The organism is Nostoc sp. ATCC 53789 (genome assembly GCF_009873495.1).
In the GTDB taxonomy this organism is placed as follows: Bacteria; Cyanobacteriota; Cyanobacteriia; order Cyanobacteriales; family Nostocaceae; genus Nostoc; species Nostoc muscorum_A.
On the sequence record NZ_CP046711.1, the window covers coordinates 19,927 to 33,596 of the forward strand.

Annotated in this window: 15 protein-coding genes; 7 read left to right on the forward strand and 8 right to left on the reverse strand. The window is 43.1% G+C overall.

The features are described 5' to 3' along the window. Positions 1-92 precede the first annotated feature (92 nt). Together GJB62_RS35635 and mobC are read right to left on the reverse strand one after the other, a co-directional pair. A complete protein-coding gene (locus tag GJB62_RS35635) occupies positions 93-1,625 on the reverse strand; it encodes a relaxase/mobilization nuclease domain-containing protein (protein WP_114084599.1) in 1,533 nt (510 codons plus the stop codon). Beyond that, the gene (mobC, locus tag GJB62_RS35640; RefSeq protein ID WP_245246351.1) at positions 1,600-2,121 is read right to left on the reverse strand and encodes a plasmid mobilization relaxosome protein MobC; all 522 of its coding nucleotides are present in this window, start codon (positions 2,119-2,121) and stop codon (positions 1,600-1,602) included. The genes GJB62_RS35635 and mobC overlap by 26 nt, the downstream gene beginning before the upstream one ends. 672 nt (positions 2,122-2,793) lie before the next feature. Between mobC and GJB62_RS35645 the strand changes: the two genes are divergently transcribed. Further along, entirely contained in the window at positions 2,794-2,970 is a 177-nt protein-coding gene (locus GJB62_RS35645) for a hypothetical protein (RefSeq protein WP_159402702.1), read from the forward strand. A 66-nt stretch (positions 2,971-3,036) separates the two neighbouring features. Here the strand turns inward: GJB62_RS35645 and GJB62_RS35650 are convergent, their stop codons facing one another. Together GJB62_RS35650 and GJB62_RS35655 are read right to left on the reverse strand one after the other, a co-directional pair. Beyond that, on the reverse strand, positions 3,037-3,684 hold the full coding sequence (locus GJB62_RS35650; protein ID WP_114084601.1) for an SMI1/KNR4 family protein: 648 nt from the start codon (positions 3,682-3,684) through the stop codon (positions 3,037-3,039). A gap of 137 nt (positions 3,685-3,821) precedes the next feature. Then, the gene (locus GJB62_RS35655; RefSeq protein ID WP_242060939.1) at positions 3,822-4,112 is read right to left on the reverse strand and encodes a hypothetical protein; all 291 of its coding nucleotides are present in this window, start codon (positions 4,110-4,112) and stop codon (positions 3,822-3,824) included. Positions 4,113-4,528: 416 nt separating this feature from the next. Between GJB62_RS35655 and GJB62_RS35660 the strand changes: the two genes are divergently transcribed. After that, positions 4,529-4,771 carry a hypothetical protein gene (locus GJB62_RS35660; RefSeq protein ID WP_114084604.1) on the forward strand — a complete coding sequence of 81 codons (243 nt, stop codon included), beginning with the start codon at positions 4,529-4,531 and terminating at the stop codon, positions 4,769-4,771. Here GJB62_RS35660 and GJB62_RS35665 read toward each other — a convergent pair. The 4 genes from GJB62_RS35665 to GJB62_RS35680 form a co-directional block, all read right to left on the reverse strand. Then, positions 4,711-8,256: a PriCT-2 domain-containing protein gene (locus GJB62_RS35665; RefSeq protein WP_114084605.1), complete on the reverse strand. Its 3,546-nt coding sequence runs from the start codon at positions 8,254-8,256 to the stop codon at positions 4,711-4,713. The genes GJB62_RS35660 and GJB62_RS35665 overlap by 61 nt on opposite strands. 276 nt (positions 8,257-8,532) lie before the next feature. Further along, positions 8,533-9,258, reverse strand: a complete 726-nt coding sequence (locus GJB62_RS35670) for a hypothetical protein (RefSeq protein ID WP_223278440.1) — start codon at positions 9,256-9,258, stop codon at positions 8,533-8,535. 93 nt (positions 9,259-9,351) lie between these two features. Then, the gene (locus tag GJB62_RS35675; RefSeq protein ID WP_114084606.1) at positions 9,352-9,591 is read right to left on the reverse strand and encodes a hypothetical protein; all 240 of its coding nucleotides are present in this window, start codon (positions 9,589-9,591) and stop codon (positions 9,352-9,354) included. 214 nt (positions 9,592-9,805) lie between these two features. Next, a complete protein-coding gene (locus tag GJB62_RS35680) occupies positions 9,806-10,045 on the reverse strand; it encodes a helix-turn-helix transcriptional regulator (protein ID WP_109013574.1) in 240 nt (79 codons plus the stop codon). A gap of 329 nt (positions 10,046-10,374) precedes the next feature. Here GJB62_RS35680 and GJB62_RS35685 point away from each other — a divergent pair, with 329 nt between their 5' ends. From GJB62_RS35685 to GJB62_RS35705, 5 genes are all read left to right on the forward strand, one after another. Next, positions 10,375-10,947: a hypothetical protein gene (locus tag GJB62_RS35685; protein ID WP_114084607.1), complete on the forward strand. Its 573-nt coding sequence runs from the start codon at positions 10,375-10,377 to the stop codon at positions 10,945-10,947. Beyond that, positions 10,934-11,206: a hypothetical protein gene (locus GJB62_RS35690; protein WP_245246350.1), complete on the forward strand. Its 273-nt coding sequence runs from the start codon at positions 10,934-10,936 to the stop codon at positions 11,204-11,206. Before GJB62_RS35685 ends, GJB62_RS35690 begins: the two co-directional genes overlap by 14 nt. Positions 11,207-11,534: 328 nt before the next feature. Beyond that, positions 11,535-12,044 carry a hypothetical protein gene (locus GJB62_RS35695; protein ID WP_114084608.1) on the forward strand — a complete coding sequence of 170 codons (510 nt, stop codon included), beginning with the start codon at positions 11,535-11,537 and terminating at the stop codon, positions 12,042-12,044. A gap of 12 nt (positions 12,045-12,056) precedes the next feature. After that, complete coding sequence (locus tag GJB62_RS35700) at positions 12,057-12,725, forward strand: hypothetical protein (RefSeq protein ID WP_114084609.1); 669 nt, start codon at positions 12,057-12,059, stop codon at positions 12,723-12,725. 260 nt (positions 12,726-12,985) lie between these two features. Beyond that, complete coding sequence (locus GJB62_RS35705) at positions 12,986-13,627, forward strand: hypothetical protein (RefSeq protein ID WP_114084610.1); 642 nt, start codon at positions 12,986-12,988, stop codon at positions 13,625-13,627. Positions 13,628-13,670 lie beyond the last annotated feature (43 nt).

The following is a 13,670-nucleotide window of genomic DNA, read 5'->3' on the forward strand; positions in this document are numbered from 1 at the left end:
TGTATGCCGGCGACTGTTTTAGCTGCTTCACCAGAAAGCTAGTTCCGGCATAGCTCCAAAACCTGCAACAAGTCAAGGGCGATTCTTTAAGGTCACAAGCTAAAACCACGATCCTGCTGTCTTTGCTTTTCTTGCTCCTCCCTGAGATGAGCTTCTAGTTCCTGACTCCAATCAGGATTATGGGTTTTAAGCCTTTTACCCTGTGGCAACAATTCTAATACTGCACTAGCTGCGTTATTCCCTTCTGAATCATTATTGAATGCTACAACCACCCTATTGAAACTCTTGAGAAATTCCATAGGTAGATTATTCGGGTCATCAGCTACTATCAACATGGTTCTAGTTGGTGGTAGCCCTTTGCAACTTGAAATCAGGTAGGTGGCTGCTGACATCGCATCAATCGGTGTAGAACACAAAAAGACGTTTTCTACCTTGTCCGTTGGTTGCCCTCCCAATCTCAGATAAAACCAACCATAAGGTGTAGAGGTGTTTTGGTCGTACTCCACAGCACGATGATTTTCTCTAGGCTTTGACCAAATTAATGCGCCAGTTTTTTCACCATCTAAATTACGCTTGATAAACAAAATATTTCGTTGCTCATCCATGTAAAGCAACTGATTATTATGTAATCCTTGCGAAATATAATCTGGTATGTAGCGTTTCTCGTTCAAATACTTGTGTAATACTTGCCAAACAACTTTATCCTCTGGTGGTGGGGTGAACTGGGGCTGTTGCTGTTTGCGTTCAATATCCTGAAAGAGTTTTTCTAACTGCTCAACTGGGAGTGGTTTAACAGGTTTGAGCAGCAATTCATGAATAGGTTCATCATCACGTTCTGGTTGGTAGTCAATGCCAAGATGTTTTTGCAGGCCAGGGAAGGTATAAGCTGCACCTAATTGTGTGCCACTGAAAGCTTGCCCATCTTTTTCATAAGAAATTCCTTTAGACTTACCGTTCCTAGTCCATCCTGTTCTCACACTGACACTAGCTTGTTGCAGCCGCATGATCAGCGTTGGCATTTGGGGATTATCAACACTAGCCCTATCAATTGTCTGCTGAATCTGCTCTTTAATGGTACGCTCTGGTGGGGTATCGCGCTTACCCAATGAATATTCTTCTTGTTCTCTTATTATGCGCCTGATTTGCCCTGTGCTGGGTGTGCGATTCAGTTTCTCTCTACTGCCCTGCACTTGCACTAACTCATAGTCCTGTTCAATTTGTCGCAGAACTTTTTCAGAACGAACATAATCCCAAGAATCATGCACTACTAGCCCTGTATCTATCCTAATTCTACTGGCTGCAATGTGGATGTGGTCGTCGTCGGTGTTATGGTGACGGAAGATGACAAACTGATTGGCATCGAAGCCCATTTCCCTCATGTAGCGGTCGCCAATCTCGCTCCACTTTTCATCATCTAATTTATCGTCTTTAGCTGCTGACAGTGAGACATGGTAAACAACACGTTCTGCATCAGAATTTAGTTGTCGAGACAGCTTAAATTCCCGCGCCAATTCACGGGCATTTCTTCCACTCATGTTGCCGCCGATTAGTTTGGCATCTTCACGGGATTCCAAATAATCCAGCAGCTTGCGAAAACCTCTACCCTTCGTCTGCTTCCCAATCATCCTCTTCGTCTTCCTCTTCCGAATCTTCCGAATCAACATCATCCGAGGCAATGTCTCGTCTGCACTGATGCAGCAGTTCTAAAAGCTCTCTTAGTAGTTGTGGATCAGCAGGTAAAGTTCGCCCAATTTTTAGGGCTATGTTGGTTGCCTTAACAAGCTGGTTTAGATTGTTCCCGATTTGTCCTAATTCCCAATATGTTTGTAGACTAATCTTACTCAGTCGTTTGGGTAATGGGCGCATCAACGCATTGCGTCTCATAAGTTCACTTGCTGACATCCCCGCGTCAAGTGATTTTATTCGCAGCAAGTCCAGTTCTATATCACTCAAGCGAACTGGGAATATATGCTTTCGGACTAGAGCTTTTGACTGCTTGCGATTCGCCATAATTCGAGAAGATTCAGGGACATTGCGAGGGGGGTTTTTAGGGGGGTGAAACCCCACTGAACCAGCTTTGCCGTTCGAGCGCAGCGAGACAAAGCGTAAGCTTTGAGGCATGGCTGGCTTCTAGCCCATTTTCGGGGGTAGGGAGGGGTCGAATGCTACGGCTGTACGGAGGGTAAAGCAGGGGGCTAAAGGCAGGAGTATAAAGGCGTAGCCGTGCTGCTAATTATCCTACAACTTACAAGGGGGGATAGCAACGGCGTAGCCGGAATTTGAATCAAATCAAGTAGTCGGTAAATTCTGGTTCGGCGTAGCCACTATAGAGGAGATAAAAACGGTGTAGCTGCTATATGAAAAATCTCTGATTCAGCGAAGCTGCCACACAATATAATAGTCCGGCGTAGCCGCAATACTAAAAAATAATTCAGCGTAGCTGTTTTAAGTAAAATTCTCTGATTCAGCGTAGCTGTAATAGTCAGATTGTTTAGCATTAGCTTGAATAATCAGACCAGCGAAGCTGCCACACTAAAAAATCTAAGGCGTAGCCGTCAAACTGAAAGCGCGATTCGGCGTAGCCGCAATAGTCAATTTTTTTGAGGATTTTGAATCAAATTATTTCAAATAGCCGATAATTATCACTTAATCGGTATTCACGAGATAACCATGAGTGAGCATCAGAATTCAGAAGTAATTACGAAAGAGAAGATTGATAAGGCCATCAATCTGCTGAAGGATCAGAAGCCAAAAGAACGAGAGGATATATCGGACAGAGAGGCCATCAGGAAAATGAGACGGTACATTGAGAAGCTGACCTCTGATAAGTATGGCTATACTTACGATGAAGTGTCAGAGATGTTGAAAGGACTGGGCATTAACTTGAGTGGTGGTCGGATTAAGTATTTATTAGGTGAAGTGAAGAAAAGCAGCCGTCGCCAGAAAAAGACATATAGCTTACCTAATTAAATCGTTATGGAATAGTCAAATTTCTAAACAACAGAGTAAAATTCTCCAGGTGCTGACTCCGTGTAATTAGGAGTTATATTTTTGATATATCTCTTTTTCAAGTTCCAGCTTTTCTTCATCTATTCGTATTATCATGTCATCTTCTTCTCCAGATTCATCTGGTATGAGTTGATATAAACCCAACTCACAACATTCTGCAATTACAGATATCATACTTGTGAGACTTTTATAGACTCTTAATGGATTCTCAATAAAAATGAAATCAATAAAATAAACTGGGGATGGCTCAATATCGCCAACTACATATAGTATTCTTTTGTTCTCAAACAAAGCAATAGGAAACCATTTCTGATCCCAGCCTTTATAATCATCAAATGGCTTATCCATCATGTTTGATTGCTCAAACTGCCAGAAATCATAATAATTTGAAACAGAGTCTTGTAAAGTACTGAATGAAGTGGGCAAACTACTAAATAACTGATTGGGAAATAGAAATTCGACTGGGGGATAATAATTGTTAAAACCAAGGTCGGCTATTCCATTTCGCCATTGATAAAGTTCATAGATTTCCTCAGATAACTTAAAGGGTAAATCTTTGACTATTTTATCAATCTGCTGCCGAGTTAAACCGGGGTTATAACAATCAAACAATTCCAGATTTGTAGATTCTAACCAATCTAAAATATATTCAAGTCCGTCTGTAAGTTCAGACATATAGATAATCTGCTTGCTCGATAATCAAGAACAAAAAAATTTTGAACAGTCTCGTCTAATATAACCAGAATTGTAGTTGGTTACTGGAGTGTCTTTTGTTACTAATTAGTTCAGTAGTAATTGAAAACCGATAAATTCTATAACGTCACTGTCAAGTTACAACTCTGTTGCATTGAGGCAACGGCTCTTAGAATGGATTCATTTGAGTAAACTTCGGTGGGCAAACAACGAAAGAAAGTCATCGGCAGGTCAACCCTCACTCTTATGTCACAAAAATGCAAAACCCGGCGCATCGCCCTAGTACCAACAACTTGGGCAACTTCTGCCACTGACTCTAACAGGTAATCTGGTGATGACTCCGATTCAGTGATCAACATCGGGAAGTATTTACGGGCTAACCACTTTTCATCGTCGTCTAAGTCAGCCAAATTTTTATTACTACCGCTATTAAGACTATCTAATAGCAGGAGTAATATTTTTTCTTTCCGTAGCCCAGCCCTAGAAGCATTACAATTCTCAAAGCTTTAGTTTAATTAGACTGATGACGTTCACCTATTCTCTATACCCAGATAATTGGTCAGAAATTGCCACTTCAGTTAAGCAACAAGCCCAGTGGCGTTGTCAAAAATGCGGGTTACACTGCATTCCCCCTGGTGAAAAAACATCACATCTAACACGCTCAAAACGCAGGGTGTACACCCTACAGGTTCATCATTGGGACAGAAACCCAGCAAATAACCACAGAGGCAACCTTATAGCTCTTTGTAGTGCTTGTCACCTTTTATACCATAGAGGTGGAAAATCAAATGTTTCACCGGGGCAGCTATCTTTGTGGTAAATAAGTATGGATGATGATACTCAAGAACTAATCGCTATCCAGGAAGAACTCTCAGGAATCAGCGAACGCCTGAGAAAGATTTTTCCGTCAACTCATCCCCAATTTGACAGCGTGTTTGAAGACGTGGGTGCAGCTTCTTATTACATCCGCGAAGCTGGTTATCGTCTAGAATCAGTTCTTACGACTGTTCAAGGTGATAGCGCAGGTTCTGCGAGTGATGCAGAGATTTCAGAAACTGAAATTGAGTAAACTTCAGTAGGCAAACAACTCAGTACAATCATCAGCAGTGAAGCCCTAACTTGAGAGCTACATCTGTGTAAAACTCGCCGCATCGCCGTACTACCAAGAACTTCGGTAACTTCCGCAATCCCATCTAGGGAAGTTGGGAGTGATGATTCTGATTCAGCAATCAACATCGGGAAGTATGTACGCGCTAGCCACTTTTCATCATCGGTTAATTCAGCCAAATTTTTATTACTACCGCTATTAAGACTATCTAATAGCAAGAGTAATAATTTTTTAAAGTGCTGCCAGCCCCCCCAGCGTTGGGTAAATCGGCTCACCCATCCTTGTGTAGTGTCTATGATTTTGGCGATCGCCTTTTGTCCAATTTTCTGGTGTGACTGCCAAAGCTGGGTAAACGCTTTGACGATGGCGTGTCCCGTCTGTTGATCTCGGCTACCCGCTTCGGTGCATATAGAGCAGGCATCGACAACCTCTAACTTGATTCCGGGCAGTTCATCTAAGAGAAAACTAAGGTCATAGTCAGCGCAGAAGTAGAATGTTAGCTCCACATTGGGGCGACGATGAGCGCGTAATCGCCCAATCTCTTGGATGATTTCTGCACGGATCAGGTCTGTGAGATACTTTTGGAAAGCGCTGTTTTTATCTTCCAGGTTGACTGGTTCACCAGTCATCACCTGATATTGTGCTGCTAAAACACCGATGTTTTGGTAAGGAATGCCGAAACTTGCGATCGCATCACACTCACTAAAGCGATTAACACCACGCCCATCGACAAAGTGACCATATTCTGTGCGGCCCTCAGCTTGGGATGCAATCTGTTTCCAATCGATAATGCCAAGGTTGGGGCAGAGTTTTTTCAAGGTTTCTTTGAGGGCATTAACACGAGCGCTAAGTGGAAGGGAGCGATTTTTGGGCAGTTTACCCAGCCCCGTGACGTTGACGACTTTTAAATTGCCGTAGTCAGGGCGTTGTTGCTCAATGACTAACACAGGCTCATCGATGCCCAGTTTCAATTTCAATTGCTGAGATTTGAATGTGGCATCAAGATAAATATTAAATTGGGCAGATTTGGCCAATTCAGTATGTTTGGGGTTTCGTCTGTAAATGCTGAGTACACCCCATTGAGATTCAAAACTACCATCACCTTTCCAAGCTTCGAGAAAGTCAGGCAACCAGTAATTAGGCAAGTCAAGAAACTCCCTGCCTGCCGTTCGTGCGCTGTCTTTAACTACCTTTTTGGCAGCATAACGAGCGGCAGAACTTTTTTTGAGTTGTTTATCTTGGGTAATATCAATTGAGTCCAAGTCTTCTAAGAAAGTTAAATCAGGTTCTGAGGCTTGGCGAATGGCTTCGATATCTAAACCTGTGGGGAAAGGGGGCAGCAGCGCACGGATGCTGGCATCATCAAAGCCGTAGCGGTCAGTAGGTTTAATTTGCTGAGTAAGCAGTTGGCGTAAAACTAAGAGTGCAGGTTGCAGCTGTGACAAGAGATTTGGTTCTAACAGTAGCAGCTTGCCGAGGGTGGTTTCAAAATCGCCTCGGTTCACATCAACCGAGCGCACGGGTTTGATGAGTGTGCCAGCTTCTTCCCATAACCGCCCAACGGTGAAAGTTTGGTCAGCAGCGTTAGTTAAGGTGACTGGTGTAGAGTCTGGGTGCGCTCTGAGTTCAGAATAATTTTGAATTGCACTGCGCTTTTGAAAGCGGAAGCCAAAACCGTCCCCGTAAGCAAAACGGCACTGATTTTTAAGGGAACAACCGCCACAGATGGGACTAATGCCGCTCTCTTCAAAATCAAGGCTGCTAAAATTCTTGTTGCGGAAGGCGTTAAATAAGTAAGTTCTGTGACAATTGCCGTCAGTGTCGGCAGTCTCACCCGCTTTAGTCCACAGTTTAAAGTCCTCACCTGTAGGAGTTTTGCGGGTGGGATCTAGTTTAAAGCCGTTGTGTCGCACTGGCAGGTCAACAAAATTTGTCTCAATGGGCAGTGTAGATGGGTTTCTGTGGTTGGCATCCTGATAAATAAGTTTATCAACGCCAAATAAGGCCGCCGTCAGTTGCCCCGCGTTGTAAGACTTACCCAGTCCAGGGTGAGAATTATCTAAAATTTGCTTCCAGCCCTTAGAAACAGCTTCCACCCATGCGGCAATGTGTTCTTCTGGCTGGCAGGAGATAGAGATATTGCCTGTAACTTCGCTTATGTACGGGATATTGCCGGGCTTGTAAATAATTACATTGGGCGAAGGCGTGTCAATTTCGGGTAAGGGCTTTGGTGTTGGTGGGGCTTTAAATCCTTTAAATATCGAAGAAAATGGAGCGATGGCTTGCTTTAATAAATTTTGGAAGCTGCTCAAGTCCTCTCTGACTCGCCCAAGCTCCCACTGTTCACGGCTAATTACTCCTTTGGGCAGGTATGGTTCATACTGGCGTTGCGGGAACCGAAAACCATACTGTTTGGCAATGTGAAACAGTGTGCCGATTGAGATTCCCCCACGTCTAAAACTGCGAATCTTAGCGTGGATGTTCCAAGTTGAACCCTTGATGCTGGGCGACCACTGTTCGGCGATGATTTCCGCCTCAGATGCCCCATAATGGTTAACCAAAGCCATCAACACCTGACGGCATTCGTCGTAGTTACCGCTTCCTGGGGTGCGTGGTGGGATGAATGAAAGTGCGTTCTGGATTAGCTGGTCAATGTCCCAGCCTTCAGTGAGGGAAATCTCACGCCACTCTTTACGCCGTGACTCAATTTCCTGAATTCTTTGCTGATACTCAATACGCTCCTGTTGCGCGATCGCGATCGCTTCACTTATCCATTCTGCTGGTAAAGTGGCTTCAGGGTTGACCAGGGGGAATTCTGCCTCTGTGCTGCCGTAAAATACACGGGAAGCATCCTTACAAGCTGGATCATGCGGTAACTGCTGCATGAGGAAGCGTGTACAAGCTTCTACAGTATCAGCGCCTTGGACATATTCGGGGAGAAGGAAAATCAACCGGAATTTATGCCACTCTGGTTTATGACTAGCTGTGGTGTAAATTAAAGCACAGTGTTTTTTAATGAAGGGATGGGCTAGGGCTTCTTCTATAGTTAATTGGTGATCGTAAACTTTGATATAATTTCCATTCTCGTCCTTGATTGGTTTGTCATAAGCATCACGGGCGATATTAGAATTATCAATGTCGAGTAGTAGCCACTGAGAACCGATGACATTGGCCTTACTGCGCCATTTTCCCCCTAACAGTCCGGCACAGATGGCGTGACCTGCTTTTATGTGTTGCTGGACATCGGCTAGAGTGCCTTCTACATCAATGAAGTTACCGGCCAGCTTCTTAAAGTCCCAGTCTTTGTTTTTTCCAGTTGCGTTAAACGCAAACTTGATTATCCGACTCTCAATCAACTCAAGTTTTGTCAAAGCAACAGAATTTGCCCCTTGAGCATCTGCTGATTGCGTCGATACTGAGTGATTAAATTGTTGTAATGGTGACATGAGAGCTATTCCTCCTGAAGTGTGTTGGAGGAATTGGAGCTATCCCGAAAGTAATCTTCTAATACAAACGTTCAGAAATGTAAAAACAGAAAAATCCTAAACTGCTCTTTCTGTCTGGATTGCTGGTGTTACAATGGCTTAACACCTTGAAAGGTTTGATAAGATTACTATTAGGGATATTAATTAGGCTTGCACACCCGATAACCCCAATTCCACGTGAATAAAAATCAGAAAACCTCGGTATCCCAACGGGACACGGGGTTTTCACCTTTTAGCCTATCTGTACTTGGCTAACCAAGCCCTGACAAACTCGGTTACTTCCTCCTCTTGAATAACAAACGCAGTACCTTTTCTTCTGAGAGCCAGAATTTTCATACTTCCCACCTCCGAATAAAGATGTTCATTGTGAGTATTAGCCGCCTTGGTAGGAGGCCATAAGACCAAAACTTTTGCTGTGGGAGTCTTTTGAGCTTCACGGGAAGACATCAAAAACTTATCTCTGTTCTTGTTGAGCCACTTCTCGTAATCTGCTAACTCCACAAGTGGGCAGGGTTGCCACAGTTTTAGTCCATTTTTGTCTTTGCGCTTGACTTGTAAAACCTCTCTAGCTTCGTTGTAGACAATTTCTCTATCTCCTTTTGACCGAATGGAGATAAACAGGTGAGTTGTTCGTGGAAATCTAATAAACAAGTCGATAGGGTTGTTGTCTTCTACCGGAATTACCGGGAAGACTTGTACATCTAGGCTTTTAAACTCATCAAAAAGTAAGGTTCCTAATTTTTCCAACCGTGCAAGTTTTTGAGTTACCACCAACGGCTTGTAAGCCAATCCAAAAAGAACCCAGCCAGCCGGATGAATTATGCCTCCTGTAGCCAGCGCAGCAGCACCAGCCGCTAGAGCTTGAGTGGACGCATAATCTTTCGCCTCCCTAATTTTTTCAAACGCCGCTTCGTTGTGCAGTGGGAGTTGAAAATCGCTTGTTAGGTCTTTCACTGTTAACATTGGCGACATCAAAAAATAATGATGTGAAATAGTACTAGCTGCTCGATTTTGCCTTACGGGGCTAACGTGCCTATGAGTTTACACAAGAGTGATTCACGCTACATCTTTCACTGTAAAACCTTTGCTACACCACTGAACTAGCAGCCATCTATCAGATTCTTTGTCTAAAGCTGGCTTTAGTCGAAAAGCAAAAAAATCTTCCCAAGCCTCTATACCGTGTTTTGTAACGAATTGTTTTTCAACTTCTTTAAAGCGTTCCCAGTTGCGATCCGCGATCGCGGTCAGCATTGGGATTAATTCGCTTACTGGTATCTGAGTAGTTGTTTCACTCATCTGGGTGTCCCTCAAAAATACAAATAATTGGTAAAGGTTCTATCTTGGTATCAACAACTTTAACTAATCGTATTCCCCTTTTTCTGCCTATCCTTTTGCAGTGTTGCTCTGAAGCAGCAGGCAGCCAATATCTAGTCTCAGCTAGTGGGTCAAATTTGCCCTCAACACGCTCTATATCGTCGTTTGCCTGATTTCCCTCGGTCAGATTCCCTCCTTATTTTGTTTTTTGTACGCGATCGCTGACTTCTTCTGGTGGAACCCACTCGATTAACTCGCTAGGCTGAACGCGATAAGTGTCACAAATTTTGTTCATCGCGGTTACGTGTGGTACTTGCCAGGGATTGTCATACAAAGCGTAAACTGTGGTTGCAGATAGCCCTGTATCTTTTCTGAACTGATAACGGGTAATGCCCCTATCATCAACAAACTGCTTGATTTTATTCCTAACTGGCATCAATAACAAGTAACTGATATTAACAGCTAATTCTGTTGCAGTTTATCAGCATTTGAAAGATACCATTCGGTTGATAGTTAGCTTTACTTGACATTATCATTTGGTTGATATTATTATATTAGTGTCAAGGTTATCGATACGTCAATAACTTAAGGCAGACGCAAGTAATACCCAAGCGCAAAACGCTAAGGCGACTTCCTTCCGAGGGTTGCAAGGGTTGCAATCGCTGTTTTGACAGTATTCAACTATTCACAGCAATATCTGCATTGCGTCCGTTCATTTTCTGCGGTCGCGGTAATTGTGCGTGTCTGCATCACGAGAGAGGATTCATGTATATCAATTTACGCAACTTAGAAGCAATCAACGAACTACCTTTTGAGAAAGTAATGCTTAATCAAAATCAATTACGAAGGTTAGAAGCAATAGATCGCTGGCTCAGAGAAATCCGAGATTCTAAGGAATTTGGACAACTAGAATACTCCCCAGATGTGATGCTAGGCGACGCAATCCAAGCAGTAGGTGAACTACTTGATTTTCACGTTCCCTATGATTCCAAGCCCACAAATTTTACTGATTTTGAGTGGCATTCATATCTAGAACAAAAGCCAGTAATGCACATTCGCCGTGTGAAAACTTGGCGTGAAAAGATTAACTCATTCATACTTAATGGAGCGTCATCAGTAGCAATTGTGAGCTTGGTAACTACTAGTTTTATGGTAGTTGGTTCTATCTTTTGTCACGGGTTTGACCGGATTGAGGAAAGTAGAGGCGAGGAATATCAACCCACATGGATCTACAACGCCAAAATTTTTGAAGGAAGTGCCATCGCATCTATCGCGGTTTTCTTGGGTGCAAGCTTGACGGGTGCGTGTGTTGCAGGAGAAAAGAATGATGATCGATAAACAGCTTGTAGGATGCGTAACCCTCCTAAGCAAATCCAAAACCTACAGTATCGATGGCGCTCTCTATCGCTATCTCTATAGCAATGACAGTATCAGACACACACAATATTATTTCCGTCCTTTACCGCGTCAGTCTAAAACTGCCGACTTAAAACTCAATCGGGACAAGGTGCTAAGGCGTTGCTACGAAGTGCCGAGCTTATATAAACAGCACACAGCAGAGATAACTAACAACTCAATACAGTTGAGTTTGTTCTAACCCTTGGTAACATCTATTACCGCGCGTCGCGGACAAAGGCTTTGGTACAAGTGCGTCAACTAGTCCAAAAGGGGCGTATTCGCGGGGGTAAACGAGAAAGTGTCAGTAAGTCTTAAAAGCTGACAAACGTTGTTATTACGTGGTTATAGCCTCGGAAAAGTAAGTTCTTCATGATTTGTCAGATTTATTTTCCAAGGTTATTGATAGTCGTCAGCTAACTGCTGATATCAAATAACTGGATTCAACTAATTACATACATCAAATACCTTGGACTTATCTGGAATGGCAGTTAATTTTATACACACTTAAGCATTAACCAGGAGAAAATGTGGCGACGAAAGAGTATATAGCTAAGTATCGCCAGTTGAAACAGATTTACGAGCGTGAGTTAAACAAACAGATTGCTGATATTACTTGGTATCGAGTGGTAGCAACCTTAAAGCAACACTTCAGTTTTGAAGTACAGGCAGTTGATGCTCAAAAGATAGTTGAAGGTTTCGCTGGACTAAAACGGCGCTACGGCAGTTTTACGGGTCGTGGTGAGGGGTTTACGGAACGCTGGCAGGCATTTAGACATTTCTATGAGTTAGATGCTCACTACTCAGGCAGACAGTTTTTAGAAATTCTTGCAGACTATCTAAAAATCAATCTTGACGATGTACCACGCAGCACTCGTTACTACTGGTTTGAAAAAGCCGGACTATCTTTTAAAGCTGAAAATACTTACCACTGCAAAGATTTAGCCCTTGTTGCGTTTGTTGCTGCTAAATGGGCAATCAACAGACGACCGCAACCGATGAAATCCGCAACCATCGAAGTTTTAACACTAGCCCTTTAAGGAGCAATTACCATGTCTGACAAATTTACTAACAATGTCCGCGCTCGTTTGTACAAACAGGGTTATCAAGGATTTACCAAGGACGATTACACAACGGCAGCACTAGCTGTAGAGTGCGATGACCTTGACAATCCCACCAAAGAGCAATTGAGTCAAGCCGTTGACTATCTCAAAGTCAAATCGACAAGCCAATTATCTGTAGTTGATGAACCCGTTGAAGAAAAATTTCTCTCACAAGTAGAAGATGCACAGTCTGACCCGGAACTTGATAACAGTCAGCTTACGGTCGCCGAACCAGAGATTAACAGCATCACTGTAACAAGCTCAGATAAGCGTCAGATTGTAACAGCCCAATCATCCGCGCTGGGGTTTGAGTTAACCGAACAAGAAACATTGAGCATTGCATCCGAGGTTGACGACACTTTTACCGACTACAGCCAATTCATCAGTACTGTAACGGCTGCAATCAAGAGCTACGTTGATCATAAATTTGATGTCATTGAGCAATCATTTGAAACTAACGCCCAAGACTTGCGAGAACACGTAAGCAACAGAGCTTCTAGATTGAACCAAAAGGTTAATAACTTCTCAGGAGACATGAAAGCGGATATGGGAGTCATCCGCCAAAACATTAAAAGCACCCAATTCTCAATCCTTGCAAGGCTCAAAGCGGCTCAATAGCAATGACTTGACGCTTTTAGAGTGCTTGGTAATTCGCTCTTGTAGAATGAGCTACTTCTCAAGAATTGCTGTTAGTTTATGTGCGCTCGGTGCTGTGATTTTACCCTTGTATAGCTGCTTGTATCTGCCAATACTAGAAAAATCAAACTATCAGCAATATCTCAAACGAAAGTCAGCTATTGAACAGTATGTAAGGCGAATGGAGTACCACTGCAACCAAATCTTTACCCCAGAGAAGGAATATCGCTGTGAAAAGTTCAATGAAGCTAAAGAATCTGGTAACTTCCAAATCACGCCACCTAGAGCGCCAATTAAAAACTAAATTTAATGCCTCTACCAACTTATTAGTCAGAGCGCTAACAGGTGATAAATCCGCCCTGAAGCTGATAGGGCAAATGGGTAATGACGGGGCAAAGATTAGCGAATTAGCCCCACAGGTAAGAGAGCAAATGCTAGCTGCTATCAAGGGGACTGAGGACTTAAATATAGTCCTAAGTGACATCTACAAACAAGCAGGTGTTAGCGGCGAGAAGATTGAAAGAGCAGTGCAGTCAGCGATTTTAGCTGATACTCATCTAGCTAACATCCTAGAAGAGATGAAGCTTGATTTTACTTCATCCAAGGAGAAAGAAGCGCTGCGCCATCAACAATCAACAGACCATCTATTGCTCAAAGCATGGGTAGATAAACACATGATGCAAGTTGATGGCGAATATAAAATGTTGCAGACAGAATTGCAAACCGACATTAGACAACAAACAATTGACCTGCAACATGATAGAGAACTGGGCAAGTATTACTTAGAAATGGGTGATAACGCTCGTGATGACTTTAAACCTAAAAAGCAATATGCAGAGCGCTCAATTGTACAAAAAATCAAGGATGCTCTGCTAGGTTTTTGATAGTTAAAGCCCGACAGCCACAGATGAAAGTGACTGTCGGGCA

What these genes read in the sequence shown, in the direction of transcription:
- GJB62_RS35635 (WP_114084599.1), bottom strand. Translation starts at nt 1,625, where the DNA reads ATGATTGGGAAGCAGACGAAGGGTAGAGGTTTTCGCAAGCTGCTGGAT.
- mobC (WP_245246351.1), bottom strand. Translation starts at nt 2,121, where the DNA reads ATGCCTCAAAGCTTACGCTTTGTCTCGCTGCGCTCGAACGGCAAAGCT.
- GJB62_RS35645 (WP_159402702.1), top strand. Translation starts at nt 2,794, where the DNA reads ATGAGACGGTACATTGAGAAGCTGACCTCTGATAAGTATGGCTATACT.
- GJB62_RS35650 (WP_114084601.1), bottom strand. Translation starts at nt 3,684, where the DNA reads ATGTCTGAACTTACAGACGGACTTGAATATATTTTAGATTGGTTAGAA.
- GJB62_RS35660 (WP_114084604.1), top strand. Translation starts at nt 4,529, where the DNA reads ATGGATGATGATACTCAAGAACTAATCGCTATCCAGGAAGAACTCTCA.
- GJB62_RS35665 (WP_114084605.1), bottom strand. Translation starts at nt 8,256, where the DNA reads ATGTCACCATTACAACAATTTAATCACTCAGTATCGACGCAATCAGCA.
- GJB62_RS35670 (WP_223278440.1), bottom strand. Translation starts at nt 9,258, where the DNA reads ATGTTAACAGTGAAAGACCTAACAAGCGATTTTCAACTCCCACTGCAC.
- GJB62_RS35675 (WP_114084606.1), bottom strand. Translation starts at nt 9,591, where the DNA reads ATGAGTGAAACAACTACTCAGATACCAGTAAGCGAATTAATCCCAATG.
- GJB62_RS35680 (WP_109013574.1), bottom strand. Translation starts at nt 10,045, where the DNA reads ATGCCAGTTAGGAATAAAATCAAGCAGTTTGTTGATGATAGGGGCATT.
- GJB62_RS35685 (WP_114084607.1), top strand. Translation starts at nt 10,375, where the DNA reads ATGTATATCAATTTACGCAACTTAGAAGCAATCAACGAACTACCTTTT.
- GJB62_RS35690 (WP_245246350.1), top strand. Translation starts at nt 10,934, where the DNA reads ATGATGATCGATAAACAGCTTGTAGGATGCGTAACCCTCCTAAGCAAA.
- GJB62_RS35700 (WP_114084609.1), top strand. Translation starts at nt 12,057, where the DNA reads ATGTCTGACAAATTTACTAACAATGTCCGCGCTCGTTTGTACAAACAG.
- GJB62_RS35705 (WP_114084610.1), top strand. Translation starts at nt 12,986, where the DNA reads ATGAAGCTAAAGAATCTGGTAACTTCCAAATCACGCCACCTAGAGCGC.